24 protein-coding genes and 1 pseudogene are annotated in these 25,700 nt (G+C 67.0%); 13 read left to right on the top strand and 12 right to left on the bottom strand.

All coding sequences use genetic code 11. From position 1 onward, the window contains the following. Positions 1-129 precede the first annotated feature (129 nt). Complete coding sequence (locus tag ACH4OW_RS31805; protein ID WP_398031272.1) at positions 130-555, bottom strand: hypothetical protein; 426 nt, start codon at positions 553-555, stop codon at positions 130-132. A 604-nt stretch (positions 556-1,159) separates the two neighbouring features. Here ACH4OW_RS31805 and ACH4OW_RS31800 point away from each other — a divergent pair. The 6 genes from ACH4OW_RS31800 (at position 1,160) to ACH4OW_RS31775 (ending at position 10,509) form a co-directional block, all read left to right on the top strand. Continuing rightward, on the top strand, positions 1,160-1,840 hold the full coding sequence (locus ACH4OW_RS31800) for an alpha/beta fold hydrolase (RefSeq protein ID WP_360134109.1): 681 nt from the start codon (positions 1,160-1,162) through the stop codon (positions 1,838-1,840). Continuing rightward, a complete protein-coding gene (locus ACH4OW_RS31795) occupies positions 1,837-2,340 on the top strand; it encodes a hypothetical protein (protein ID WP_360134112.1) in 504 nt (167 codons plus the stop codon). The genes ACH4OW_RS31800 and ACH4OW_RS31795 overlap by 4 nt, the downstream gene beginning before the upstream one ends. Positions 2,341-3,885: 1,545 nt before the next feature. Next, entirely contained in the window at positions 3,886-5,301 is a 1,416-nt protein-coding gene (locus tag ACH4OW_RS31790; protein ID WP_398031271.1) for an FG-GAP-like repeat-containing protein, read from the top strand. A 100-nt stretch (positions 5,302-5,401) separates the two neighbouring features. Then, entirely contained in the window at positions 5,402-6,553 is a 1,152-nt protein-coding gene (locus ACH4OW_RS31785) for a transglycosylase family protein (RefSeq protein ID WP_398031270.1), read from the top strand. 1,295 nt (positions 6,554-7,848) lie between these two features. Next, positions 7,849-8,904: a cytochrome P450 gene (locus ACH4OW_RS31780; protein WP_398031268.1), complete on the top strand. Its 1,056-nt coding sequence runs from the start codon at positions 7,849-7,851 to the stop codon at positions 8,902-8,904. Positions 8,905-10,353: 1,449 nt separating this feature from the next. After that, positions 10,354-10,509 (top strand): hypothetical protein, encoded by a 156-nt coding sequence (locus tag ACH4OW_RS31775; protein WP_398031267.1) that lies wholly within the window; start codon positions 10,354-10,356, stop codon positions 10,507-10,509. A 234-nt stretch (positions 10,510-10,743) separates the two neighbouring features. Here ACH4OW_RS31775 and ACH4OW_RS31770 read toward each other — a convergent pair whose 3' ends face one another. The 3 genes from ACH4OW_RS31770 to ACH4OW_RS31760 all read right to left on the bottom strand — a co-directional run bounded on the left by ACH4OW_RS31770 (position 10,744) and on the right by ACH4OW_RS31760 (position 12,893). Next, on the bottom strand, positions 10,744-11,028 hold the full coding sequence (locus tag ACH4OW_RS31770) for a hypothetical protein (RefSeq protein WP_398031265.1): 285 nt from the start codon (positions 11,026-11,028) through the stop codon (positions 10,744-10,746). Positions 11,029-11,287: 259 nt separating this feature from the next. Continuing rightward, complete coding sequence (locus ACH4OW_RS31765) at positions 11,288-11,761, bottom strand: hypothetical protein (RefSeq protein WP_398031264.1); 474 nt, start codon at positions 11,759-11,761, stop codon at positions 11,288-11,290. Positions 11,762-12,143: 382 nt separating this feature from the next. Further along, the gene (locus ACH4OW_RS31760; protein WP_398031262.1) at positions 12,144-12,893 is read right to left on the bottom strand and encodes a helix-turn-helix domain-containing protein; all 750 of its coding nucleotides are present in this window, start codon (positions 12,891-12,893) and stop codon (positions 12,144-12,146) included. Between the two features lie 6 nt (positions 12,894-12,899). Here ACH4OW_RS31760 and ACH4OW_RS31755 point away from each other — a divergent pair, with 6 nt between their 5' ends. The 3 genes from ACH4OW_RS31755 to ACH4OW_RS31745 all read left to right on the top strand — a co-directional run bounded on the left by ACH4OW_RS31755 (position 12,900) and on the right by ACH4OW_RS31745 (position 15,653). Next, positions 12,900-13,265, top strand: coding sequence for a hypothetical protein (locus ACH4OW_RS31755; protein WP_398031261.1), 366 nt, complete (start codon positions 12,900-12,902; stop codon positions 13,263-13,265). A gap of 79 nt (positions 13,266-13,344) precedes the next feature. Further along, complete coding sequence (locus tag ACH4OW_RS31750; RefSeq protein ID WP_398031259.1) at positions 13,345-14,487, top strand: NAD(P)/FAD-dependent oxidoreductase; 1,143 nt, start codon at positions 13,345-13,347, stop codon at positions 14,485-14,487. Positions 14,488-15,200: 713 nt separating this feature from the next. Then, positions 15,201-15,653: a hypothetical protein gene (locus ACH4OW_RS31745; protein WP_398031257.1), complete on the top strand. Its 453-nt coding sequence runs from the start codon at positions 15,201-15,203 to the stop codon at positions 15,651-15,653. A 366-nt stretch (positions 15,654-16,019) separates the two neighbouring features. Here the strand turns inward: ACH4OW_RS31745 and ACH4OW_RS31740 are convergent, their stop codons facing one another. The 3 genes from ACH4OW_RS31740 to ACH4OW_RS31730 form a co-directional block, all read right to left on the bottom strand. Continuing rightward, entirely contained in the window at positions 16,020-16,373 is a 354-nt protein-coding gene (locus ACH4OW_RS31740; protein WP_398031255.1) for a nucleic acid/nucleotide deaminase domain-containing protein, read from the bottom strand. A 496-nt stretch (positions 16,374-16,869) separates the two neighbouring features. After that, the gene (locus tag ACH4OW_RS31735) at positions 16,870-17,499 is read right to left on the bottom strand and encodes an SUKH-4 family immunity protein (protein WP_398031253.1); all 630 of its coding nucleotides are present in this window, start codon (positions 17,497-17,499) and stop codon (positions 16,870-16,872) included. 746 nt (positions 17,500-18,245) lie between these two features. After that, positions 18,246-19,010 (bottom strand): hypothetical protein, encoded by a 765-nt coding sequence (locus ACH4OW_RS31730; protein ID WP_398031252.1) that lies wholly within the window; start codon positions 19,008-19,010, stop codon positions 18,246-18,248. Between the two features lie 840 nt (positions 19,011-19,850). On the opposite strand from ACH4OW_RS31730, the gene ACH4OW_RS31725 reads away from it, so the two are divergent. Next, complete coding sequence (locus ACH4OW_RS31725) at positions 19,851-20,339, top strand: hypothetical protein (RefSeq protein ID WP_398031424.1); 489 nt, start codon at positions 19,851-19,853, stop codon at positions 20,337-20,339. Positions 20,340-20,394: 55 nt separating this feature from the next. Here ACH4OW_RS31725 and ACH4OW_RS31720 read toward each other — a convergent pair whose 3' ends face one another. Further along, positions 20,395-20,661 carry a hypothetical protein gene (locus tag ACH4OW_RS31720; RefSeq protein ID WP_398031250.1) on the bottom strand — a complete coding sequence of 89 codons (267 nt, stop codon included), beginning with the start codon at positions 20,659-20,661 and terminating at the stop codon, positions 20,395-20,397. A 39-nt stretch (positions 20,662-20,700) separates the two neighbouring features. Between ACH4OW_RS31720 and ACH4OW_RS31715 the strand changes: the two are divergent. Then, a pseudogene (locus tag ACH4OW_RS31715) lies at positions 20,701-21,504 on the top strand (IS5 family transposase). Positions 21,505-22,021: 517 nt separating this feature from the next. Here ACH4OW_RS31715 and ACH4OW_RS31710 read toward each other — a convergent pair. The 4 genes from ACH4OW_RS31710 to ACH4OW_RS31695 form a co-directional block, all read right to left on the bottom strand. Beyond that, positions 22,022-22,684, bottom strand: a complete 663-nt coding sequence (locus ACH4OW_RS31710; protein WP_398031248.1) for a M15 family metallopeptidase — start codon at positions 22,682-22,684, stop codon at positions 22,022-22,024. Positions 22,685-22,747: 63 nt separating this feature from the next. Next, a complete protein-coding gene (locus tag ACH4OW_RS31705; RefSeq protein ID WP_398031246.1) occupies positions 22,748-22,990 on the bottom strand; it encodes a hypothetical protein in 243 nt (80 codons plus the stop codon). A gap of 16 nt (positions 22,991-23,006) precedes the next feature. Next, positions 23,007-23,384: a hypothetical protein gene (locus tag ACH4OW_RS31700; RefSeq protein ID WP_398031245.1), complete on the bottom strand. Its 378-nt coding sequence runs from the start codon at positions 23,382-23,384 to the stop codon at positions 23,007-23,009. 769 nt (positions 23,385-24,153) lie between these two features. Continuing rightward, positions 24,154-24,378 (bottom strand): zinc-binding dehydrogenase, encoded by a 225-nt coding sequence (locus tag ACH4OW_RS31695; RefSeq protein WP_398031243.1) that lies wholly within the window; start codon positions 24,376-24,378, stop codon positions 24,154-24,156. Positions 24,379-24,502: 124 nt separating this feature from the next. Between ACH4OW_RS31695 and ACH4OW_RS31690 the strand changes: the two genes are divergently transcribed. Together ACH4OW_RS31690 and ACH4OW_RS31685 are read left to right on the top strand one after the other, a co-directional pair. After that, on the top strand, positions 24,503-25,054 hold the full coding sequence (locus ACH4OW_RS31690) for an RHS repeat-associated core domain-containing protein (RefSeq protein ID WP_398031241.1): 552 nt from the start codon (positions 24,503-24,505) through the stop codon (positions 25,052-25,054). Next, on the top strand, positions 25,035-25,532 hold the full coding sequence (locus tag ACH4OW_RS31685) for an Imm50 family immunity protein (protein WP_398031240.1): 498 nt from the start codon (positions 25,035-25,037) through the stop codon (positions 25,530-25,532). The genes ACH4OW_RS31690 and ACH4OW_RS31685 overlap by 20 nt, the downstream gene beginning before the upstream one ends. Positions 25,533-25,700: the final 168 nt, after the last annotated feature.

Here is a 25,700-nt window from a genome sequence, read left to right as displayed (position 1 = left end):
GTCTGCCTCCGAAAGCGGCTTGCCCCAGTGGCCGTCGCTCTGGACGCAGCATGGACCCCGGGGATCCGCTATGGCATCCCCGGGGCCTGGCGGCGTTGGTGCCGGCTGTCCGCGACTGTGCTGCTCGACTTAGCGGATGTTGACCGTCACCGGGTCGGAGGTCCGCTGGCGTATGGGGTGGCGGTCGGTCGGGCTGGAGAGGCCGTAGACCACTGCACGGTATTGCTGGGTGCCGCGCTGCGCGGCCTTGACGTGTGCGGTGACCTTGGCACCGTTGCCCGTCCAGGCCACGTCACCGCAGGTCACCTGGTGCCACGCCTGCGCGCCGCTGCGGTTTTCCAGGCATGTTCGCAGGTAGAGGGAGGCGTCGTCGTCCCCTTGTGCCGAGACCGTGAAAGTCTTGCCGACCTGCACAGTGGAGGGCGCCGTGATGTCGGCGTTGCCCTTGGCGAACGCCGGCGCGGCGGCCAGAGCCACCGAGGCCAGGCCCAACGCACCGATGACGGCCACACGACCGCCCTGCGCCTTCATACCGGTCTTCTTCGTACTGATCATGCACTTCCCTCGCTCGTACATATCTTCTGGCTCTTCTTCGCGTTGCGAGCTGGTCTCGCTTCTGAGCTGTTGCGCTCAGAGGAGCTTTTGCCTGCTGTCGCCGACGCTACGTCCGGATACGTCCGCCCCGCGCCGTTCATCTGCGATCTACGTAGCGCATTACGTAATCCCCACCTACGGGGCGCTTTCCGGTGCGGCGGGAGGCGGGAGGCAGGGGCGCCGGATGTGCTTCGCCGCCTGCAGGACCGGACCATCCTTGGCTGCCGCACCTGCCTGGTTGGGTTTCCGTGCAGCCGGCCGTGTGCACGCTCGGTGTGGCGGCGGCTGTCGTACCTGCAACCTCCGGCAAGTCCTGGCGGCCCCTGACAGGGAGGAGCTGGAGTGGCCAGCCCTCGCACGCCTTCGAGCTGGTCACTGTGCGCCTTCGGGGTGGCGGCCGCGTCGCGGGCTTGCCGACGACACCGCAGGCCAACCAGCCCGTACGCAGAACTGGACCCACGGTCCGGGTTGTGCGGGAGGCGATGGTGGGAACGTGGATCACATGACTGACGCCGGTTTCTTCGCCCGCAGATACGGGCCTTCGCCACGCGAGGACCGCCCAGCCATGGTGCTCGTACACGGACTCGGGCTCTCGGGGCGGTACTTCACCCCGCTTGCGCGTCGGCTGGCCGCGAGCGGGGCGACCGTGGTGGTGCCGGACCTGCCGGGCAACGTGCGTTCGCGGGCCGCCGCGCGTCGCGCACCGACTGTCGGACAGCACGCAGACGCCTTGGCTCGCCTGCAGCGGCGACTGTCCTTGGGCCCGAGCCTGGTGGTAGCCAATTCGGTCGGCTGCCAGGTGGCTGCGGCTCTGGCCGCCCGCCATCCTCAGCTGGTGAGCCGCCTGGTGCTCATCGGTCCGGCACTCGAACCGAGGGTCCCCGCTTGGCGCCAGTTCGCATGGCTCGTCGCGGACGTTCCCCGCGAGCCCCTCGGTCTGCTGTCACTGGCCGCGTTCGACTACCTGGTGACCGGCCCCCTGCGCTGCGCCGCCTCCTTCCGCCACTCGCTGCGGGACGCGGCCGAGTCATTCGAGGTCAACCTCTCCCAGGTCCGCGCGCCCACACTCGTCGTACGGGGAACAGGTGACACCATCGCCTCCGGCACATGGACGCGGCGCGTGGCTGACCTGGTTGCCGACGGGCATGCAAAGGACATTCCGGGCGCGGCCCACGCGGCTCACTACAGCGCGCCAGACGCCATGGCCGCACTGATCGAGAAATTCACGGCGGGAGAGTCCGGATGAAGTCCTCGAAGACGTCCGGCCAGGCATCGTCAGGGCACACGGAGCGTCCGTCCCCCTGGCTGCGCCTGCTGCCCGGCATCTCCCCGAAACGCCGGGGCTTCATCCTGGCCTGGTGGGGCTTCGCCCTGACCTTCGGCGGGATGCGTCTGCTGACCTGGCTCATCCACATCGACGTGGCCGGGGTCGGCGACGTGCAGGCCGGCGGAGTACATCTGCACCACTACGTGTGGGGGATTCTGTTGCTCGCGGTGGTGGGCGCGGCGAGCCTGGCCGAACGTTCGGCGCGGGCACGTGCCTGGCTGGGGCTGGCCTACGGGGTGGGCCTGGCCCTCGTCGTCGACGAGGCGGCGCTGTTGATCAGCCTGGAAGACGTGTACTGGGATACGGAGGGCGGATTCAGCATCGCCCTGGCCATCGCCGTGATCGCCGTCGCAGGCAGCATCCTCGCGGTCACGCGGGGGCGCCGGGCCTCCAGAAACGATCAGGACGACGACGGCTGACACCCGCGAGGGTTCGGGAGAACCGGGTCCGGGGGGCAGCCGAACAATCCAAGTGCTGCTCCAAGGGGGGAGGCTGCCCGGACGTGTACGAGCGCGTCGAACCAGTCGGCCAGCGGCCCACTGGAGGGGTGGTGGGCGGTGTGTCGCCCCGGGCGTCGTAGTGCGGACCGACAGACGCAGCCTGGCCTGTGCGGCGAGCCACTTCTGTACGGCAGGCGGGCTGGGCGGGTGCCAGCACCGCGCGCGAATCGCCCGCCCCGGTCCGTACGTAGGCGTCGAGCCCGAGCCGTACGGTGCCGTCTCCTCCGGGGGGCAGGGGCAGGGGCAGGGGCAGGGGCCAGGGGCCAGGGGCAGGGGCCAGGGCCGGGGGCCGTGCTGTTCGACCAGGCACCGGAGGATCCGGTGGGCGATCGCGGCCAGTTCGTGCGACAGCCGCGTCGAGGCGCCGAGTGCGACGATCCGCGCGTCGCGGACACGCACCGTGCCTACGCAAACTCCCTGTAGCCGGTACGGCATTGGGGACATGAGCGACCGCAGTTGAACTGCGGCACCTGACAGCGCGACGATCGGCAAGCCGAACTCAGTCAGCCGCGTCATCGCCGCCTTGACCTACGCGCGGGATACCCGAAGCCACGCCGCCGTCGCCGATTGCCTGGCAGGCACTACGCACCCGTGACCGCGGCCGGGGCTGACAACGCGTACGTACGCCGGGCACGTTGCACTAATACTGACTGCTGCGGGCGGGCCAGCCGCGGCAGCTGGATCACACCAGACCCGACTTCCCAGCGCCGAGCCGTGTCGCATCCCAGACTCCGACCGGCTGCGCGCTGCAGTAGACCGGCCCTCTCGCTGTGGGAACTCGCGCCGCATCGCCCTTCGCCGGCGGCCGCCGGGTTGCTGCCGCGCGGTCGGCTGCGAACGGCCGTAGACCGACTCGGGCGCGGCCGGTGTACGGGGCGCACTGGCGACAGCTGCGGTAGCGCGCCGGCACGTGCGAGAAGCGGTGAGCGTCGGTCATGCGTACATTCATCATGATCACGATGTGGTAAAAACCGCACATGAGGGAGCATCGGACGACACCCGTGACGGATTGGCCGAAAATAGGCGCTTGATGGCCACTGGGCAGGCCCATCACACGAGACGCCGCATGCTCGTGCGACCCGCCGGAACGGCTCTAGTTCGGGATGCTCGGGGCCGACCCGCAAGGCGAACCCGCATCCATGGAAAACCCCTCAACGTAACGCAGAATGAACCCTCCGCTCAAAACGGGCAACGACTATACATGCGTAGATAACAAGGTATTTACCCTTTATGCCCCAAGAATGGCCTTGTTTGCGGCGCATTTAGGTGCTGCTTATGCTGCCGTTCGCCCGGCTCCGCCTCACTCAAGGCGTACGAAACGGATTGACCGCTATTCCGTCCGGCACGCCGCAAGTCAGAACGGCGCGCCGGCGGTGGGCATTCCGGTTCGTCGCCACCGTTCCCTCCGCGCAGCCTCCATGAACAGCCGTCGGGTTGGAGGCTGTGCGCACACAGAAGGACGTCATGAAGCTCTCCGGCATAGCCCGCAGGTGCACCCTTACCGTTATCGCCACGACGGCCCTGGCTCTGGGCTCTGTGGTGACCACCGCGCCTGTCGCGAGCGCCGACACGTCGTCGACCGCGCCCGACGCCCGGCAGGACCACGGCGGGGGTGGCCAGGGCGCCGTCGCCCCCGTGCCGCAGAAGGAGGCCCGAGGGCTCGTCGCTGCGGCTGCCGCCGCCAGCGCCAAGGCATCGCTCACCCGTGGCGAGGCCCTTGAACGCGCCGCCTCCTGGGTCGACCAGGGCCTGAATTACAACTGGGGCGGTTCGTACCAGGGTTATCGCACGGACTGCTCGGGTTATGTCTCCATGGCATGGGGCCTGGACCGGTCCGAGACGACGGACACGCTGGTCCCCACCGGTCTCGCCAAGTGGATCTCCAAGAGCGATTTGAAGCCCGGCGACGCATTGCTCAACGATGCCACGCTCGCCAGCGGACATGTCGTCCTGTTTGCGAAGTGGACCGACGCGTCCCAGGACGCCTACTGGGGTTACGAGTTCACGCCCAGCGGCGTTCACTACCGCCAGATCCCCTACCCGTACTTCAGCGGACACGGCACCTTCAAGCCCATTCGCTATGTCAACATCCAGGACGCCGCCACGCACGACGCAACGGGTGACGGCAAGGCGGACCTTCTCGCGTTGGAGAAGGACGGCAGCATCACCCTTGCCGAGGGAACCGGTAATGGCTTCGCCAACTACCACAACGTCACCAAGGGCTTTGGGACCTACCTCGACGACGACCGTCTCAAGTACGCCGACGTAACCGGCGACGGCAAGGCCGACCTCCTCGCTCTCGAAAAGGATGGCACCGTCACTCTGGCCGAGGGCACCGGTAACGGCTTCACCAATTACCACACCATCACTAAGGGCTTCGGTGAGTACGTCAGCGATAGCCGGCTCCAGTTCGCGGATGTGACCGGCGATGGTAAGGCCGACCTCCTGGCACTGGAGAAGGACGGCAGCCTCACTCTGGCCGAGGGCACCGGTAATGGTTTCGCCAATTACCACACCATCGCCAAGGGCTTCGGGACCTACCTGAAGGACAACCGTCTGAAGTTCGCGGATGTGACCGGCGACGGCAAGGCGGACCTTCTCGCGCTGGAGAAGGACGGCAGCATCACCCTTGCCGAGAGCACCGGAAACGGCTTCACCAACTACCACACCATCGCCAAGGGCTTCGGCGGATACGTCAACGACGACCGGCTCCAGTACGCCGACGTCACGGGTGACGGCAAGGCGGACCTTCTCGCGCTGGAGAAGGACGGCAGCATCACCCTTGCCGAGAGCACGGGTAACGGCTTTGCCAATTACCACACCATTGCGAAGGGCTTCGGAGGCTACGTGGACAACCACCGGCTGAAGTTCGCCGGCTGATCCTCAACCCTCTCCGCACACGGGCTTCAGTTTGCGGCCGCCGCACTGAAAGCCCGTGTGCGCCTTCATGCTCTCCCCCTTCCCAACAGAACGGTTCAATATGACCTCGCACAAGAAGCGCTCCCGCCTGCTCTCGTTCACGGCAACGGCGGCGACCGCCCTCGCAGCGCTCTGCGCCACCGCCCCCCCCGCCGGAGCAGCATCCGTCAGCACCTGGGACAAGGTCGCCCAGTGCGAGAGTGGGGGGAACTGGAGCATCAACACCGGAAACCGCTTCTACGGCGGGCTCCAGTTCTCACAAAGCACATGGGAGGCGTACGGAGGAACTGGTTACGCGCCACGCGCGGACCTGGCGACGAAGAAGGAACAGATCCTCATAGGCGAGAAGGTGCTCGCCGGACAGGGACAGGGCGCCTGGCCCACCTGCGGTCCGCGCGCCGGCCTGGGACAGGACCATGCGAATCCGTACCCGCCCGGCTACGACATGACCGGTGACGGCAAGGCCGACCTCCTGGCACTGGAGAAGGACGGCAGTATCACCCTGGCTGAGGGCACCGGTAATGGCTTCGCCAACTACCACACCATTGCCAAGGGTTTCGGCACCTACATCGACGACGACCGCCTCAAGTACGCCGACGTGACCGGTGACGGCAAGGCCGATCTTCTCGCTCTCGAGAAGGATGGCAGTATCACCCTGGCCGAGGGCACGGGTAGCAGTTTCGCCAATTACCACACCATCGCGAAGGGCTTCGGCTCCTATGTGGACAACAGCCGCCTGCAGTTCGCGGATGTGACCGGTGACGGCAAGGCCGATCTCCTTGCTCTCGAGAAGGATGGCAGTATCACCCTGGCTGAGGGCACCGGAAGCGGCTTCACCAACTACCACACCATCGTCAACGGTTTCGGCACCTACCTTGACGACAATCGCTTGAAGTTCGCGGATGTGACTGGAGACGGGAAGGCAGATCTCCTGGCGCTGGAGAAGGATGGCAGTATCACCCTGGCTGAGGGCACCGGTAATGGCTTCGCCAACTACCACACCATTGCCAAGGGTTTCGGCACCTACCTCGACGACGACCGCCTCAAGTACGCCGACGTGACCGGTGACGGCAAGGCCGATCTCCTTGCTCTCGAGAAGGATGGCAGTATCACCCTGGCCGAGGGCACGGGTAACGGCTTCGCCAACTACCACACCATCGCGAAGGGCTTCGGCTCCTACCTGAACGACCACCGACTCCAGTTCGCCGGCTAACCGTTCCAGTTGGTCCCAACTCAACCCCAGCCCCCTTGCCTCAGCCCTGCCTCAGCGCCGTAGCCGTCACCCCCGCCCACGTCAGGGGATCCAGGTGCACCGGGGCAGGAGTGTGGGGTGAGGGAGGGGGCAGGGGTGCGGGTCTGGAGGTGCTGGTGCGTGCTGACGCCCTCCGCCAGCTTGCCTGGCAGATGAACAGCCCACGGTCAGTCCAGTCCAGGAGAAGGTCGAGGCGTTCCACGACCTGGCCGCCGACGAGCAGGTGCGGCGCGGCAGCGACCGTTTTCCTGTCCTGCCTCTCGGTCGCCTTCCAACCAGCACTCGACGACACGGCCAGGTGCCTGTTCGGCAATGCCATGCCCAGGCCCAGCGGGCTTGGCAGTTCGAGTAAGCCCCCGAGGGCTCGGCCGCCTGCGACTGAGGCGGGCACGCGGTCTCTACGGGCGAGACCGACAGGGACGAAGAGCCGACTCGCCTGCTGTGGGGCATGTACCCATGTCGTGCCGCATGGCTGATGCAGCCCGAAAGCATGCCAGGCACATCTGCCGCATCCTGCGGCCTCACCCGCCACCAGATGCGTGCCGGACTGGCCGTGCTGCGCGACACCGTAACCCAACGCGGCTGGTCACCCCAGGTCAGCAGCCGCCGCCTGCAATCGCCACACCGTCACACAGATTTACGCGGTCCCGGTCGGACATCGAATTCTTGCTCCCGCCGCCAGCGCGGACCAGGTTTCGCGCTTCGCTCGGCAGCGGGAAGCCTCTGCCAGTCCGGTCGTTGGCCAGGTTGTACCGATCAGCGGATGTGGAAGGCCGAAGGCATCCGCTGCTGAGGCGGTCGGCATCTGGGCCGCTGAATGCCGTAGGTCTGTAATGCAGTCCAAGCCGTCGGCGTTCGGTGTGAACTCCTTACGTCAAGCTCGTCGGTGGGGCCGCCCGGGGGGCCTGCTCCCGGCCGCGGGGCAGAGATCCGCTCCGGGCGGTGCAGGTCACATTGATGGCGAGAGCTTGAGCGGTCGCGTGAGCGGGTGGCGGGTGGCGGGTGGCGGGGACGAGTGTCCGGTGTGTTCACCTTTACGAGTGGAGTGGTGCACCTGCGGCATTGAGGAGGGTCGTCGCTGGGCAAGCACCTGTCACGGGTGGTGAATTGGGTGCCCGGGTGACGTCCCTCGGGAAGGGCGTGCGGTGAGCGTGAGAGAAATGCGCCGGTTCCGGCGTGATCCGCTTTATTACATCGAAGACTGCGCACGCCGGAGTCCGGTAGAGGTGTTCCGGCTCCCGTGGGGCGCCTGGTGTGTGAGGGACACCGAGCTGGCGCTCACAGTGCTGCGCGACCCGACCTTCCACAGCGGCATGTCCACTTTCTTCGGGAGCATGCTGCCTTCGCGAACCGCCCAGGTCGCCCTCGGCCGCGCCGTCCGGGACCTGCTGCGGGTGCACCTGCCCAGCTACCGCCGAACCATGGCCGAGGCAGTGGCCGGGCTGGGCCCGGTCAGCCAGTGGCCCGGAGCCGGGCCGCTGTTGGTCTACCGGTGCACGGCAGACGTGCTGCTGCACCCCGAAGCCCCGCCGGCACTGCGGCGGCAGCTGGCTCAGGCTGTGACGGCCGGCCTGACCGCCCGCCAGCCGTACATGCGACAGCGGGCGCGGGCGGAACTGTTGCGCCCCAAACTGTTGGCCGCGATCACCGGACATGTCCGCAGCCGCCGGAGACAGGGCTTCGCAGCGGCCGAGCCGCAGGACGTGTTGGACGCCGTAATCGGAGCCAGCCCCGAGGAGCTTGCCGACCGGACCGTGGCAAACCTCTACGTCCTGCTGTTCCAGTCGATCGTGGGCAACATCGGCTACGCGGTGGCATGGTCGCTGCTGCTGGCCTGCCTGCACCACCCGCCCGGCCCGCCGTGGCCGTGGCCTGCCGAATGGCTGGTGCGCGAGGCCGCACGCCACCGTCCGTTCGTCTGGATGGTCGGCCGACTCGTCCCCCGCCCCCTCGAGTTCGGTGGCCTGCCGTTCGCAGCGGGCACGGTCCTATCGGTCAGCCCCTACCTGCTGCACCACGACACGCACCACTGGGACCGACCCGAAGCGTTCCGACCCGAACGTTGGAACGAACCGGGCGGGCAAGGCCCCTACGTCCCCTATAGCGCCGGCCCTTTCACCTGTGCCGGCGCGGCCATCGCACAGAGCCTGATCACCGAGGCGGTCACCGCCCTGGCACAAAACGCCCGCCTGACCGTCGGCGGCGGAGATGCCCGGCCCCTGGTGTCCGGTTCAGTTCTCCCTCGCTCCTTCACCTTGCACCGCGCCCTTAAAGCCCCCGCCAAGCCTGTGCTGACGAAGGGAGGTGAATGACATGATCGCTGCTATCCGACGCATCATCTGGAACAAGCCCGCCAGTTACTGGGAGCCGGATGTCTGGCTCTGACAGGCCCGGTTCGTCGCGGTGGCCCGCGCGCCATGGCCAATGGCGCGCGAGTCACCTGGCCCTCCCCAGCCTCCCTTATCTCTCCCGAGCCCGCCGGCGCAGCAGGTCGTGGATGGTCACGGCGGCCCCCTGGTCAGGCCACGGGCCGATCGTGTTCGTACTCGGCGGGCGGTACGTAGTAGCCGGAACGTCGCCTGACTCGGCGATGACGCCACATCTGTCGCACCCGCTACGGTCGCGCGTACCGGCACTGCTGCACGAAGGCGCCACGGTCGGGCGTGGGGCGGTGGTCGGTGCCGGAACCGTTGTCACAAAGGACGTGCCTCCCGACACCCTGGTGACCGGACTGGCCGCGTCCGCACGCAAACGATGGAACGACTGAGCCAACGAGGGTGCCGGTACGCGCAGTCAGTACAGCCGCAGGCAGGTCCACGTCGACCAGCGCCTCACCCCGCCGGGAGCCTGGCCTGTGGAGACTGCGATCCACGAGCTTGGCATAGGCGATGACGCTGTCCCAGCCTGGTGCGTGAAGGGCGGGTGCCGAGACACGGCAGCCCCGCCCTGGCGGCCTGGGCCGCCGGCATTGTGCAGGTGGCCGGAACCGCCGGTCAGCGCGGACGGGCGGTGATCGGGATTACTGACGACGATGCGCTGCCGGGCCCCGATCTCTCGGAGGCATGCCCGGACGCCGGCAGCAGGGACTCGCTCCTCCCAGTCGGCGGACTTGTGGTCCATCGGCGTGGAGCGTCCTATGGCTCCAGCGTCGGGCAGCCATCCTGGAGCGCGACCGGACTGGCGGCACGCCGCCGTCGGCACGTGGCTGCTTGCTGCCCGTTCGAGTGATCTCCTGCCGTGGGCCGAACCACCGGGCCGTCCCGGCGGTCTGCCTGTGTATGAAGGCGATCAGCGAGGCGCACTTCGCCGGGCGGGCCTGAGCGCGGTAGAGATGGTGGCTGATGACGAGGAGATCGCGTCCGCAGCCCCGTGCAGGCCGTGTGTTCCCTGTGGTGGTCCAGCGGACCGTCACAGCCGTGGCCTGACCCGGGGAGCCCGGCGCACGGGTGCGGGTCTACGCGGGCATCCGGCGCGCCCCGGACGGGACACTCACTACCTGATCAACGGCCGAGGCTTCTCAGGAGGGGAGGAGCGGGGCAAGCAGTCCTTCTCGCATCTGGGACAGCACACTCACTGCGCCCTGGTCATCCCACCAGCACGTCCCTTCCGTTTCACCGGGAGGGTGCAGTTCCTGCTCGAACTGTGCCAGGACTTCCCAGCTATCTCGACCATTGACGCTGCGGCGTCGGAGGTGGGGCCTCCAGGGCGGTTAATCGGGTATTGGAGGCGGTGCAGGTGACGGCTACGGCTTCCATGGCCTCGTGCAGATGCTGTTCCACGTCCTCGGAGCCGGTGTCCGGATCGGCGAGGGGCCGTACGAGTTGGCCAACCTCAACCAGCAGGCGCAGCCTGGGGCGAGCGGTGGCAGCTGGTCCCGGGTATCCCAGGCGGCCTGCAGGGCAGCGATGCCGCGGTAGAGCTCCTGCGCGATGCTAGTCTCGGCCGCGGTTGCCGGACGGACCAATACGTCTCGTCAGTCTCGCTTCGTCCACCGCCTGCTGAGCCGCCCGCCGCCGCAGCTCCCACTCGATCGGCGGGAATGGGCGTGCTGGTGCCGTCCCCCAATTCGATGCCCACCCAGGGACCGTGCCAGGTGGTGGCGGGGCGGGGGAGTGGAGCCGCGGACGGGGTGGCGGGCGCGGGTGGCGGTGTCAGGTGATGCGGGTGTAGATGGGAACGACGGCCCTTTGTAGCAGCTTGGTCTGCAGGCTGGCGTCGGTGCAGCCCCAGACGTAGCGGTAGGGGTTGAGTTCATCGGTGGGCACGGCGTGGGTGATCTGTCCGCTGGAGTTGAGGTCGCCGAGGGGCTTGTGGACCGTCTGGATCGTGTGGTGGTGAGAAGCTGCGGTCCGCCGGTGGTCTTCGTGGGCGTTGTACCGCTCCAGGGCGCTGGTGACGCGGATGTCGGTGGCGTTGGGGTCCCGGACGAGGCCCACATTCCGGGAGGCGGCGACCTCGGCGCTGACCTCGGTCTCGGTCGCCGAGGCGCGGCGATGGTGATCTCGGCGAAGGATTCCGGATGGTGCCCGATGACGCGGCGGTCTCCGGTGCTGTGATGGCGGCCGGTGTGCGGATGGCGCAGGGTGCTGCACCTCAGGCCCTTCATCGACGCGGAACGAACAGCACCTGGCGGCCGTGGACGCAGGCGCCGGCCAGCAGGCTGCTGCCGATGCGTTCATCGGCACCGAAGATCCATTAGAAGGTGTAGGCGCTGAGCCGGTCCGCATTCACCTTGGCGAACAGCGTCACCAGGACGTCCGGCTGCAGGCCCGGATCGTCACGGAAGTTCTCCCGTTCTTCGACCACGATGGTGAAGTGGTCGTTGATGCCGCGACGCAGCAGACTGAGCCAGTCCTGCGCCCGGTAGGTGCCGGTATGTTTCCAGGGGGCGTCGCCGCTCTCGCTGTCGCGGTGGTGCGCTGTGCCCCGGACCCGGCCGGTGACCTGGCACGTGCCGTCGCTGTCCGGCTCGTTGATGTCGACCAGCAGGCGGACGTCCGCGCGCCGGCGGCCCACCGCGTTGGAGCCGCCGGTACGGTGCCGGCCCACCCGCGCCCGATCCTCCGCCGGATCGCACAGGCGGATCACGCCCGGCTTGGTCGGCTCCGGCGCCTCGGTCGGCACCACCGCCTCAGCGCCGTCCTTGCTGGGCTGCGTCTGCGTCGTCATGGTCTCTGGCACGTCCGGCAGCCTCCGGGCCTTGGTGGTCCGGTGCCGCGGACGCGTACTGGCTCGCCCGCGCACGGCCGCGGCCCGCCCGGGGACCGACATTGGCCTCCCGATAGACATCGACAACATCGACTTTCATGAAACCAGCAGGCGGGCCAGGGCCCGCACGCGTTCCGCCTCGGTGAGTGGAGCGAACTCGTGTACGTCTTTATCGCCGTTCTCGATCTCGCGGACGCGGTCACGCCTTGTCGGCGTACACCTGAGTGCGGCCCTGGCAGGTACAGCTATGCGTCCCCACTGTGAAGTTGGTCGAGCACAGATGGAGACCCGGGGCCGTCGCAGCTCTCAGGGCTACGGGGTGCGACAGCCTGTCAATGGCGCCTTACCCTTCAGCGCGTTGCAGAGAGGCGGGTGTGCGTCCGATGAAGTCCCGCGCAGTGCGGGTGAGGTGGGCCTGGTCGGCGAAGCCTGCGGTGGCTGCGGCCAGGGCGGCAGTCGAATCCGGCAGGTCGGCGATCGCGGTACGGAGCCGGCCCCATCGGCGCAAGCGGGTGAGCGCGATTCCCACGTCCTGGCGTACCAGGGCGCGCAGCCGCGGGGCCGACAGGCCGACCTCGTCGGCGATGGAGGTGATGGGCATGTCCGGATCGAGCGACGTGCACAGGTGGACAGCGTGGGCCACTCTCGGATCGAGCGGGGCCGGGTGCCCGGCGAGTGTCCGCAGCTCGGCATACCCGGCGGTCAGGTCCACGCCGGTGTCGGGGCCGTGGGAATCGGTGGTGCCGAGCGCGGCGAGCAGGCGGCGGACCTCGCCTGCACCGAGCCGTATCGGCTCCGGGCCGGAAGGCAGCAGCCATGGGTCGATGAACAGGGCGATGTAGGGCGAGGTCGCCGCACAGGCATGGGCCAGCTGGGGCGGAACGATCAGCCCGGACGCCGCCACCATGGGCCGTCCCGGCTGGAGGAGCTGGGCGTGGCCGCCGATCGGCAGCACGGCTTTCCACGCGGGCAGTTGGTGTTGGGAGACGCTGAACGGACGGGACTCGGCGAACATCGTCGCCTCGGTGCCGGAGGCGAAGACGATGCGGCGATCGTTTTGTTCAAGCGCCCAGGCGCGAGGTGAACGGATCATCGTGCCATGCACGCTACCGCTGCCGCCGCCTTGGCGGTATTCCTGCTCGTCACGGGGGTCATGCATTTTCTGGTCCCCGGCTACTTCCGCATGCTGATACCCGCATGGCTGCGCCGGGAGCGGCTCCTCGTGGCCGTCAGCGGGGCGGCGGAGGTCGTGGTGGGTGCGCTGGTGCTGGTTCCGTGCAGCAGACTGGCCGGGGGCTGGGCCGCCGCCGCCCTGATCACCTGTTACCTGACGTCCCACGTAGACGCGCTGCGTCGCGCGCGGCCGGACCGGCCCCGGCGGCTGGAGCGGCCGGCCGGTGCGGTGGCCCGGCTAGTCATGAACATCCTGTACATCGCCTGGGCGGTTGCAGTGGCCAGATCCTGACACCGATGAGTGATGGCCGATTGTCCGAGGCGGCGCCGAAGCCGCCCGTAGTCCCCGTAGTCACAGAGGAAGTCATGCTATGAGTCATCGCCTCGTTGTCGTAGGTGCCGGCTACGCCGGTCTGCTGGCGGCCAAGCGCCTCGCCCGCAAGCTGCGCCGCAACGATGTCACCGTCACGCTGGTCAATGCCTCGGACCGGTTCGTGGAACGGGTCCGGCTCCACCAGCTCGCCGCCGGGCAGCGTTGGACGGAGCTGCCGTTGCGCCAACAGCTCAGCGGTACACCAGTCCAACTGGTTGTCGGACACGTGACTGCGATCGACACCACTGGCCGGACTGTGTGTACGGACGTCGCGCCCCGCACGATCGGCTACGACACCCTGGTGTACGCGGTGGGCAGCCAGGCGCGGCTCGACGATGTTCCGGGGGCAGTCGAGCACGCGTACTCTGTCGCCGGTCCTGAGCAGGCGACGCGGTTGCGGCACAGAGTTGCCGAGATGGCGTCCGGCGGCACTATCGCGGTGGTCGGCGGAGGGCTGACCGGGCTGGAAACCGCCTCGGAACTGGCCGAGAGCTACCCCGACCTGAGGGTCCGGCTGTTCACCGGTGCCGATGACGTTGGTGCCGGGCTCGCGCCGCGTGCCCGGACCCACCTGCGGCGCGCTCTCGACCGACTGGGCGTCTCGGTGCATCCGCAGACCGTCGTCGCAGCGGTGCGGGAGGACGGCTTGGACACCCGCGATGGCACGTCGTTCGCCGCTGACGCCGTTGTGTGGAGCACCGGGTTCCGTGCGCCGGAACTGGCCCGCGCGGCAGGCATCGCCACGGATGAGAGCGGCCGGGTGCTCGTCGACGCCACTTTGCGCTCGGTCTCGCACCCTGAGGTGTACGCCGTCGGCGATGCGGCTGCCGGGCTGTCGGTGGGCGGGGCATCGAGCCGAATGTCCTGCCAGGCAGCCCTGCCCATGGGCCGGGGCGTGGCCGATGTCATTGCGGCTCGGTTGGCGGATCGGGAACCAGGGCCCGTTCGGATCGGTTACGCCTTCACCAACATCAGCCTTGGCCGTCGTGACGGTGTCGTCCAGTTCACCCACGCCGACGACCGCCCGCGCAGAATCGTCCTGACAGGACGCGCCGCGGCGGCCTTCAAAGAGGCTGTCGTGCGAAGCACGGTACGCTCCGGGCCGCGCGGCGAGCCGGGCAGCGATGAGCGGAACTCCTGAGCCAACCCGTCTTCCGCAGGGGCGATCCTGCGACCTCACGAGGCCCGCTCATGACCCGCGTACCAATGCCTGAGGACGTTCACCTGTACACGGCTGGGGAGCCAAGACTGGCAGCCGCAGATAGGTGAGGGCTGTGGCCGGAACGGTGTGAAGGCGGTAGCTTCGCGGCGTGGGCGCGTACGCGGTCAGGGACCACAAATGGACGGTGGTGGGCGACGATGTGCCCGAGCACTGTGGCGGCTGCCCCTTCCGTATCGGCCGCCACCGCTTGCGGAGCACCGTCATCGCCGAGCACCAAGGGCGTGTCAGCGCCGGGCCCGGCCACGCCCGCGGGGCGAATGCCAGTCAGCGAGGGTAGCGATCCTGTACGCTGCCCTGTTTCTGGAGCGACAAGGCGCAGTCCTCCCAGCGGATCAGCGACCAGCAGCTGACTGTCGGCCCCCTGAAGGAGGCACTGGGCGCCAGCTGGGGAGCCGTGTTGTACTCAGATGGTTGCGTCCAGGAACGCTGTTCGGTGAAGGGACGGAGGTAAGCGGCGAGGCGGCCGTTGTCACCGAGTGCTGCGGCGTGCAGCAGCGCAGCGGGCTCGGCCGGGCTGTGATCGGTCGCGGTGAGCTGGGGCGCTGCCGGCGCCAGATGCGGCGGGCCCCGGCAGGCAGCGGGAGGCGTTCGTCGTCCATCGCGGCCGTGAGGGCACAGGTCGGCCCGTAGACGTGGAAGCCAGGGTCGATCAGCAGCTGCTGGTCTGCTGCGGTCGACTGACCGCCCGTTTCGTGAAGCGCCCGGTCGAGCACACGCTCGCGGACGTCAACGGGAGCCTGCGCCCAGTCGGGTCGCCCGCCGGTAGTCCTCGGTACGGCCGCCATGAGAGTCACGAACCCGATGAACACCTCGCCGACCGGTTGGCGACCGGCGGTCGGCTCCACCTCGATGACCTCAGCAGGGTGATCAGCAAGCAGACCCGAGTTGCCGACTTCGACCGCGGCTCGAACGTGGGGGAGCGCCGGCAGGGACCCGAGCAACTCGGTGACGAGCGTCACCGGATCGGCTGGAGGCAGATCGGGCACGCCGGGTCCGGCTCGGTGCAGGTCAGGCACGATGACAAGCGTCGGCCGCTGGTCGCCGGCGACCCGGTTCAGCAGACGGTCCGGGGCAGCGGTCCGTAGCCCCGCTGCCGGCCGAGATCCCAGGCTAACGCGTCCGCGGGCAGCCGGGCAGCCGGGCAGCCGGGCAGCCGGGCAGCCGGGCAGCCGGTCGGCCGGTCGGCCGGTCGGCCGGGACGGTGGCATGGACCGTCACACCAGGGCGGCCGACGGCGGATGCTCCCGCCAAGAACCAGACCAGGAGACGGCTCTTGCCGCTGCCTCTCGCGCCGCGCACCAGAGACACTGGCGGGTGGTCTGCGTCGGCATTGACGGCCCAGTCGAACAGTTGCTGCTTGTCGGGCGCCCTCGACGTGCAGTCAAGCGGAAATGTCCGGCGCCGGAAAGACAGTGGCCGCGTTTCCCTCTCCCTCTTCCTTGCCCGTGGCGTTACTGTGGCGGCTGCTCAGCAGCGGCCACTCGCAGCTGCTGGATGCTTTCGGCCCGTGAGTCGGCGCTCTCTCCGTACGGGAAGTTGTACGTGAACTGCGCGTCAGGGAACACCTCACCCAGCCACAGTGAGCAGTAGTGGCTGGGCATGAAGCACGCCTCCAGCTCCGTGTGGATCCTCAGCACCCGTTCCGGCTCCACGCCGGCCTGTCGTAGCTTCCGCCACAGCTTCTCCTCAGGATGGATTCCGACGCTTCCGGGCTCCGTGAAGATCTGCTTCTCACCTCGGACGTTGACGACCTCGAAGGCCGCGAACCATTCGGTGCTCGCCGTGTCCGTGATGTCGTCGAGCACCAGCGGTCACCAGTTCTCCCGCTCGGCGAACGCGGTTGCGTCGATGGCCCACAGCCGCTGCTCCAACTGCTCGAACGCGGTCTTGGCGGCTTGCGGACTGTCCACGGTGAGGATCGTCCGCAAGGCCTGATCCAGCACTTCGAGCGGCTACGCGAAAGCCTCATGCGTCGAGTTCACCGAACGCACCACCTCGTCCAAGCCCAGCAGCACCGCACGCGCGGACCCGTCCTGGTCGACGCAGATTTCGAACCCGCGGTCCGACCCAGACGCGCCCACGCCCGGGTGTTCTCGTGCACCACCCGGCGCCCGACGAGCTCCGCGTACGCGTGCAACTGGACTGGCTCGTCGCGAGCGTTTCGAAGCACGGCCCCACCTGGAGAGGAACCGCGATGTCCGCGATTTGCTGCACGCTCGGGAGTTCGCTGGCGTCATCAAAGACGTCCTCAGCCGTGAAGCAGCGCACGGCATTCTCCGGGATTGTCATGGGTAAATCCGCCTAGCCAACCGACTCGTGAACGTCCCAGAGCACACGATCCCACGCGGGCAGTGCTGGAGCGTCTTCGGCGTCCCAGTCGAAGTCCTCCGACCACGCTGGCTCCACCCCCTCGAAAGGACGCGGATCGACGCGAATCATCCGTTCCCTGAGGGACACCGCCACATCCTCCGAGTGATCGACGTCTTCCGACACCGAGAAGTCATAGTTGGGACGCTCGGACTGCAACAAGTACAGGAAGTAGACGAAGGAGTCGAGGTTCTGGTTCAGTGTTCGTGCCGTGTACTCGCCGTCCGGCAGGCAGTACACCGCCCCAGACACCGGATCCAGCACCACGCCGTCTTCGTACATGCCCCCGATCACCAGCCAGTTCCCCCAGCCCTCGGGCATGTCCCGGTACTGCGAGAAGTAGGGGAGCTCCGCACAGCGGGAGAACTCGCCGACAGGCTCCTCGTTGGTAAGTCGCCCGTCGACGAAGAAGAAAGAGCTCCGGTCATCCGGAAGGCCGACGCTGGTCAGTATTGACCGGGACGTTTCCTCGAATTCTTCCGACAGGTTCTCTTCCCGCAACGTCACGAGCTCTTCCGGGGGGAATGCCGACTCCATCAACGAACGGGTGGTGAGGCGTGCCATATTCCATCCTGTCGCGTGCTAGCTATTGATACTCGCCACCTCATCGGAAGCGGCGTCATGAGGTCAATATCTACTTCTTTTTTGGTTGATTCCGTCAAGGTATTACTTCATCTGATAGTTGCCGCATTTTTTGATTCCTCGATTTACTCGTACTCGACGCTACGAGAAACTTGAATCCCCTCAGGCGGATACTTGGACATTCAGGCGCTGCGGTCCGCCGACCCCTTCCCCGGCGTGCATGGCTCGCGCTCCGTGTAAAGCTCTTTCATCCCATGAATCGTGCCTGTATCTAGGAGAGGAATACCGATCTGACGCTCCGAGTGCGCCCCAGGTCGCTTACTGTGCCCGACGAGGATGAACTCATCGACGGCGCCCTGCTCGGCTCACCATGCCGGGCCGCAGCATAGTTCCGGACCAAGGGCCCAAAACGCCCTTCAGGCGACCGAGCTGGCATCGTCGGCAGTAAGCCTCATGTCGTCGTACTTGACGACCAGCGTGACCTGGTCAGGCTCAGTGCGCTCCATGCGGATCTGGAGATCGCTCACAGGCTGAGAGGGGCTGCGGAGCGCTGATCTCCGGCGCTCGTGACGGGCCGCCTCTGCCCGAAGAGAACCACCGGGTTGACGCCCGGTGGGCCTGCTCGAGCCCGGCATGGGGCTGCGGGGCTGGTTCGGTGCAGCGTGGTGGTGGGAAGGGCCCGCGGGCCCCAAGGGCTGGGCATGCTGTGCCTGATAGCGCACGTGGAGTCAGTATTCGTGTACGGTCTTCCCCTTCGGGGCCTGGAAACACGCCGAGGTCAGATCCACGTAGATCAGTGCCGTGGGAGCGCCGGGCTCGGTCCGTCCAGTCCCGTCCAGGAGCCGAATACTGACCGAGTACTTCTCCTTCACGGAGTCTGCGGTCAGTTCAAGGCTCTTGCTTGGGCTGCTGTCCGGGCCGTAGCTGGTGATTGCCCAGTCCTTTCCGGGCAAGCCCTCCCTGAGCCGTTTCATGGCTTTCTTCATGTAGCTCACCGGCACACCCGTCAAGGACCAATGGTGGTGAATTGCATAGAACTTACCCGGATCCCTGTCCCCGCACACGGCGACACCCGGCCCAGGTTTGCTGGTCTTGCCACGCAGACCGATGATGCTAAGGATCTCGATGGAAATGCTCTGCGCTTCACTCTTTGCGGCAGAGACTTCTCGGCTGTCCGGCGGGGGGCCAGCTTCTCTTCCCGGGGCGCTCATTCCTGAACATCCGGTCAGTGTGACCGCAGCCACCATGGACAACAGGACGAAGAGGGCACCTGCACGTCGCGGCCGAGCGGGATAAGGGGTATGTGGCACGCTTGACCTCTTCATGCCCTTAAGCAGCAGCTTTCTCATCCTGAAGGATCCCTCAAGGATGCCCGTCACATTTCCAGCAGTCACTGTGTCCCGTCGTGTCCGTTCTCTTCTGATTGGCGTCAAAGAGGTCATCGCTTGGCGCGACGCAAACGCCGCCTGTGTGCTTTCCTTGTCTATCTCCATGCCCCGCCGTTCTGATCCCCGCGATGCGCGACAACAATCGACATACGTTGTCAGTTCAGGTGCAGACATGAGTACTTGTACTCACATCGCTCATCAGCAGCGCTGCGCCCGTGGATTGGAGTTCAGCCACCCTGTATCAAAGACCGAAGCAGACCTGGGGCAGGCTCCAGCGCAGCCGGCGTCCACCGCTGTGTCGGAGCCGGTCCGCCGCTCCCGCGTGGGGACCTTGCGTTGAGTTACCCGGCATCCGCAGATTCGCCCGATGGGTTTTCGCGACAGACTGACCGGCACCAAGCGTCCGGCCAGGTGTGCCGTGCCGCGGTCTGCTGAAGAGGTGCGGGCGGCGCTGCTCGGGCTCAACGGGCCGGAGGTGCCGTACGTGGGGCGCAGCGGTTCCCGAAGAGTGCCGACCTGGTGGCGGACGGTATCCCGGCGCTGGACGGCCGGGCGGGGGCCGACGGCGGACTTGAGACAGAGGAGGATTTCCGCTTCGTCGGTGCGGAGAGGAAGGACCTCCTGCGCGACGCGGTCCTGAGAGCGGGATGGACGTGGCGCGGGGTGGGTCCGGTACGCACGGGCCTGGTCGGCTGACTCCCGGGGGCTGCCAGCCCCAATGCAGTTGCTCTAGACAGTGCTTCACTTGGTGAGTCAGCTGCATCGTGATGCTGTCTGCGCCTGCTTGGTGCACAGAGCTCCTCTGCGTTTCGGTTTCACTGCCGCAGGCGCTCGCCGCCCTCACCCGCAGCTGCCAGGCCCGGGATACACTGCTTCGCCCCATCCCGACCGGAGGTCTGCTCAGTGTTTCCTCGACGGGTACTTGCCGGTGCCCCGTTGGCTCTGGTGATTCTCGCCCTGTCCGGCTGCTCTTCCTCCTGGATTTGCACCGACACGACGGCGAAGCGCGGTGAGGCCAGGGTGAGAGTGCAGGTCGAGGACACGTACGGGCAGCGCCCCGGCGTCACCGCCGAAGTCGTTGACTGGCGCCTGGAGCCCCACCCGCAGGAGCCCTCCGCCGGCGACCAGGTCCACTTCACCTACCGCTTCGACGGCACCAGCGAGACATCCGGCCCCGCAGTGCAGGCCTGCGCGGTCGATAAGAAGCGCGTGGCCTTGGACTGTCAGACGATCTACTCCGGCCAGGCACGGCAGCAGCCGGACCGCACCCGCACCGGCGATGACTGGCTCACCGTCGAGCACCCTGGGCAGGTTGCCGGAGTGCTGTTGATCCCCAATGACCGGTCCTACGACCCGCGAACCTGCGATCAGGACATCAGGGACGGTGGCGGGACGCATCCTCCGAAACCAGCCGGCAGGGGGGAGCAACTGTAGGAGGCCAGACGGCGGAGCCCGCGGCGCGGGCCTGCCGGCACCCCGGTGTCTGCGCTCACCGCCCGATGCCGGCGGCGTCGGGAGCGTTGCGCCACCGACGCTCGTCGAAGCCGGACGGGAGCTTGCCGCACGGAGCGCGGACGGTGATGGTGAGCACCCCGGTAGTTCGGTACCAGTTGACGCCGACTGTCTGGCCGCTGTCCGGATGCTCGTACTGGGACCACATGTGCCCGTCGACTTCGCTGATCAGCTTCCACCCCTGCTGCTGCAGGCGGTGGCGTACGCGCTGGCGTCCGGTGCGAGCGGCCTCCTTAGACGTCATCTCATTTGGTGGCCTCGGTAGGCTGTCGGCGTGGTGGGGATCGTTGAGCGGCTGGTGCCGGATGAGTTGTGGGAGCTGTTCCAGCGTGTGGTGCCGGAGGCGCCGTCGCGGCCGCAGGGCGGTGGGCGGCGCCGGCACGGTGATCGGGAGGTGCTGGCAGCGATCGTGTTCGTGGCCACGTCGGGCTGTACGTGGCAGCAGTTACCTTCCGCCTACTTCGGGCCGTCCGGGGCCACAGCCCACCGGCGTTTTGCGGAGTGGACGAAGGCGCGGGTATGGGCCAGGCTCCATCGCCTGGTCCTCGATGAGCTGGGCTGCCGTGGTGAGCTGGACTGGTCCCGCTGTGCGATCGACTCGGTGAACATGCGGGCCCTGAAAAGGGGGACCTGACAGGCCCGAATCCTGTGGACCGGGGCAAGTTCGGCTCGAAGATCCATTTGCTCACCGAGCGGACCGGTCTGCCCCTGTCCGTCGGTATTTCCGCGGCCAACCTGCACGACAGCCAAGCCCTGATTCCCCTGGTCAAGGGCATACCGCCGATCCGCTCCCGCCGTGGGCCCCGGCGACGCAGGCCGGGCAAGCTCCACGGTGACAAGGGCTACGACTACGACCACCTGCGGCGATGGTTACGCCGACGAGGTATCACCCACCGCATCGCCCGGAAAGGCATCGAGACCTCAAAGCGACTCGGCCGCCACCGCTGGACCATTGAACGCACCATGTCCGTCCTGGCTCGCCGGCTGCCGCCGCCTCCATCGACGCTATGAACGCAAAGCCGCACACTTCCTCGCCTTCACCAGCATCGCCTGCACCCTCATCTGCTACCGCAGAATCGCCAAATGAGATGACGTCTTAGCCACAGTGCGGCGCGGCCCCGGACGCGGCGGCAACAAGCAGCGCGCCAGCAAGGACCAGCACCGGACGCAGGAATCGTCGTCTGGCCGTCATCCGCTGTTCTGCTTGAATGCGGCTGCGGAGGAGGCGGCATGGTGAACACACTGGCCGCAGCGGTGGGGGAGGGGCATGGTGGGGGGCGTAGAGGCGCGACGCGGCCCCGCCTGAGACCGGCTACTCACCTCAACCTGAGGACGTGGCGGTGCAGCACTGGTCCACGAACGACGTACGACGCGCCCGGCGCGCCAGAAAGCTGAACGGTCCGCCACGCAGACAGAGGGCCGTTCTCGGTGGCACCTGCACCGGGGCGTCGGCGGTCGCAGCTTCCACCACGGTGATCAGCTGCCGCGGGCCGGGCGAGCCGGGACGTGAACGTGCCGGCGTCCGCAGCGAGAAAGGCGTCCGTTGTGGCGGGTGCCCTGACCTCGCCGTCGTGTGACCGGTCAGTCCGGCAGCGGCGGGCCGGTCAGCCGTGCGAGTCGATCTCCTTCGGGCCGTAGAGGGCCGCGGCCTTCCCCGTGATCAGAGCCCAGTAGCGGTCCCCGAAGGACCAGTGCCACCACTCCGTGGGGTAGTTCACCAGCCCCGCAGCCGTGAGCACAGCGCCCAGCAGCTTCCGGTTGGCGCGGGCCTTCTCACTGATGTTGGCAGCATCGGTGTAGCAGGCGCCCTCGCTCTCCTCAGGGTCTGCGTCCATCCGCGTGCCCAGATCCAGCTCGTGCCCGCCTGCGTCGGCCAGGGTGAGATCGACGGCTGCCCCGGCGCTGTGCGGTGCGATCTCGGGCGGTGACACATACCGGCTCGCCGCCGCGTGGACCTGCGTGGAGGACCACTCAGGGTGGACGGCTTGCAGCTGACCGGCGTACTCCTCGAAGTAATCCCGCTGAAGGGCAGGAGGCCGGTATCCCTCGACGAACAGTAGTCTCAAGCCCGGCGAAAGCATCGACTGGGCCTTGTGCAGCCGCTCCAGCACACCTTCCCGCAGATGCGCGAAGGCACCGTCTGGATCCTGCTTGCGCACATCGACCAGTAACGAGTCACCACGTCGGACATCCACGAGACGCTCACCGCATTCCGCAACGGGTATGGCAGCGACCCTCGGGTCCGACATCAACACGATCTCACTCATGAGGTGATCATCCCGCAAGGCTCACACCGGCGAACCTATGCGGTCACAACACTAGTGAGGCGTCTACCCGACGCAGCCAACTTCGCCGGGTCCAGGGCGGCCCTGCTTCAGCGTCTCAGTGGCGACGAAGAAGCACTCCAGCGCCTCCGGGGGCTCGACGAGCTCGATGTGCAGCGTCTTGCCGCCGTTGCGGTGCGCCCACGGATCCCGCAACTCCAGCAGCCGCACCAGATGGTCGGCGAGCGCTCGGTGCCGCGGCGGCCCGTACAGCACCCGGTGGTGGACCAGGGCGGGGTGCTGGGCCACGGCCGTCTCGATCAGTTCAAAGCAGTGATTGCCGGTGGCCGCGGTGCCGCAGTATTGCCCCGACTACGGCGACGAGGCAGATACCGCTTGCCGTGAACAGTACGGTCACGGTCGGTGCGATCCACTCGGACACCAGGTCGATGACGCCGTGACCGGTGTCGCGGACTTGGCGGACGGGCAAAAAGGAGACGGCCTCGCCCTCGTCCGCGAACACGCTGGCGGCGCCGTAGAAATTGACCAGCCAGCCCGTGCTGGCGAGCAGGAGTGCGGCCTCCAGCAAGTTTCCGACGAGCCCGGAGGCCAGAAAGACTCTTCTGGTGAAGAAGATTCCGATTGCCTTGGCGATCAGGACACCTGCGGCGAGGACGGTGACGGCCAGAACGACGGCGAGCATGGGACGTCTCCTTTCCCGGCGGGCAATGCCCGGGTTGCGCTGCTGGTTGGCGAGGTAGGCGGACTATATGCGAGCCTCCACCCGGGTGTGGTTCCCCGGAACCGTCCAAGCTGGACGCCTGGTGGCGTGAGGCGGGTGCCTGACACCGGCCTGGTCGATTCAGATGAAGCCGTTCGGCCAGGCGGTGACGGAGCGCCTGACTGCGGCGTATCCCGAGCTGGCCGTAGTAGGGCCGCCGCGGCGGTCGCGCCCCTTCGCTTCCTGGTCCTCGGGCCAGCCCACGGGTCGTACTACGGCCTGCTGACCGCGTCGTTAAAGACCGGCTGGCTCGACGTCACCCAGCTGTACGGCATCACGTCCTCCCCTCGTGTTCGTACACGTGCTGGACTGCGCCCTCGGTACTCAGATGGCTGTCTGAGCACGGTTCGCCGGGCACAGCGACGAGGGGCATGCTCCCGACTGGGAAACTTGCGGGCCCGGTTAACCCGCTGACGGCCCGGAACACCGCGTACAGCGGGCAGTCCGGACGACGTTCTGTCGGACCGCCGAACGCCTGAACCGGCAGATGACCGAGCTGGGCGCCGACATGGTCCTTGCCCTTGTCCCAGCCGATCCGGCTGCAGTACGCGCGGACCGCGCAAGTTCCGGTGTGGGAAGTCCACGCGCCCACTGGGCCATCGCACAGCTTGCGATTCGGTGCACAGGCCTGGCCGAAGGCCGGCTCAGCGGCCATCGCGCCGCGTGGCCCGCTGTCCGTACTTGTGCCGGTTTACAGCGTGATCACGATTTTGCTGTGGACATGTCTCTGGGCTTGTGTCGTCACGGCTTCGCGGATCTGCTCAACTGGGTAGGTCGCCGCGGTCGGAACCGTGATCTCGCCGGAACGGATTGCTTCGGCGATCCGTTCCAGGGAGTCCGGCCCCGCATCGAGGGCGCCCGTCTTGCGCACCCCGGGCGGCGGGGCGGGGCCGTCGGCCAGCGCCAGGCGGCGCAACCCATCTCGCCGCGAAACAAGCGGCCGCCCATGCCCCGGAGGCGCCGCCTCAAGCCCTCAACCTGCCGGATTGCGCCGTTCCCCCAACCGTATGGGGAGCTCCCCTTTCCCGGCGAGAGGCGCGGTGGACTGCCCACTGCGGTTCCCCGGCCAGTACCACGACGAAGAGTCAGGGCTGCGATACAACTACTTCCGGTACTACTCGCCCGACACCGCTTCATACCTGAGTCCGGACCCGCTCGGCCTTCGTGCGGCTCCCAACCACCATGCCTATGTAGTCAACCCGTTGTCCTGGGCGGACCCGCTGGGCCTGGAGTCGTGTCCCGATGATCCCAGCCTGGAGGAGGCCAAGAAAAAGGCATTTCGCGATGCCGGGGACCCTTGGGGGCAAGAACCGGTAGCTGTAGATGACTGGGTGCCGGCAACAACGCCCGAGTGGCAAGGAAGCAAGCAGCTGTTCGACAAAGAACACAACCCGATCTACTTCCCGGAAGAAACCCACCTGAACGACCGCGGAGATTTCGTGGTATTCCAGAATCACTGGACGGGGCACCGCGAGCCGGGCGAAAATGGCTATCAGCGCCCGCATATTCACATGCGCCCAATCGAAGACACACGAAATTCAAACTATGAGGGATGCGAGGAGCACTATTACTATGACCCGAACCTGGGGTGAACTGCTACGCAACAAGGAAAAGATCGAAAAGTTTTACCGGGAGCTGCCTACGCTTGAAAAAATCACTCTGAGATCCGTTCATTTCGACCGGTACGGTCCCACGATCATCCTGCGGCTGGATCTTCCCGTTTTTCCTGACTTTCCGCTGCCTGAATGGGCGGAAGAGGGGTGTGATCGACTCCAGTTCCACCTGAAGTTTCTGGCCGTCGAGGACGTCTCCATGCACCAGTGGAAACCTCCGGTCACTGCAGATGTGACCATGACGGCCCTGGAGCGTCGGCGCATCAACGTCGCCGTCACTGGTGAAGGGGTGAACCTCACCTTCACCAGCAGCGATTCCCTTACGGTGGACAGGATCAGTGCTTTCCGGGCCCCCGGTACCGGGCCGGATCGCGAGAAGCACCTCTACGCAGGAAAGGTGGATAGCATGCGGTTTAGCGAACTCCCCGCAGTTGACAGGAAATTATACTATGAATAATTCGGAATCGAGCTGGGTTGGCCTTCTGGAAGATCCACGAGTCGCCAATCGATACTTTGACGAAGCGCCGGACCTAGACGAGTAGTTCCGATGTGGCTTAGTGGTCGTAGGCGGTCAGTGACCTGGTGGTGGGTGCGCCGATGGTGCGGTTGTGCCAAATCGCGCAGG

Source organism: Streptomyces sp. NPDC017056 (assembly GCF_044332485.1).
In the GTDB taxonomy this organism is placed as follows: Bacteria; Actinomycetota; Actinomycetes; order Streptomycetales; family Streptomycetaceae; genus Streptomyces.
This window is presented reverse-complemented; position numbering and strand designations above follow the sequence as displayed.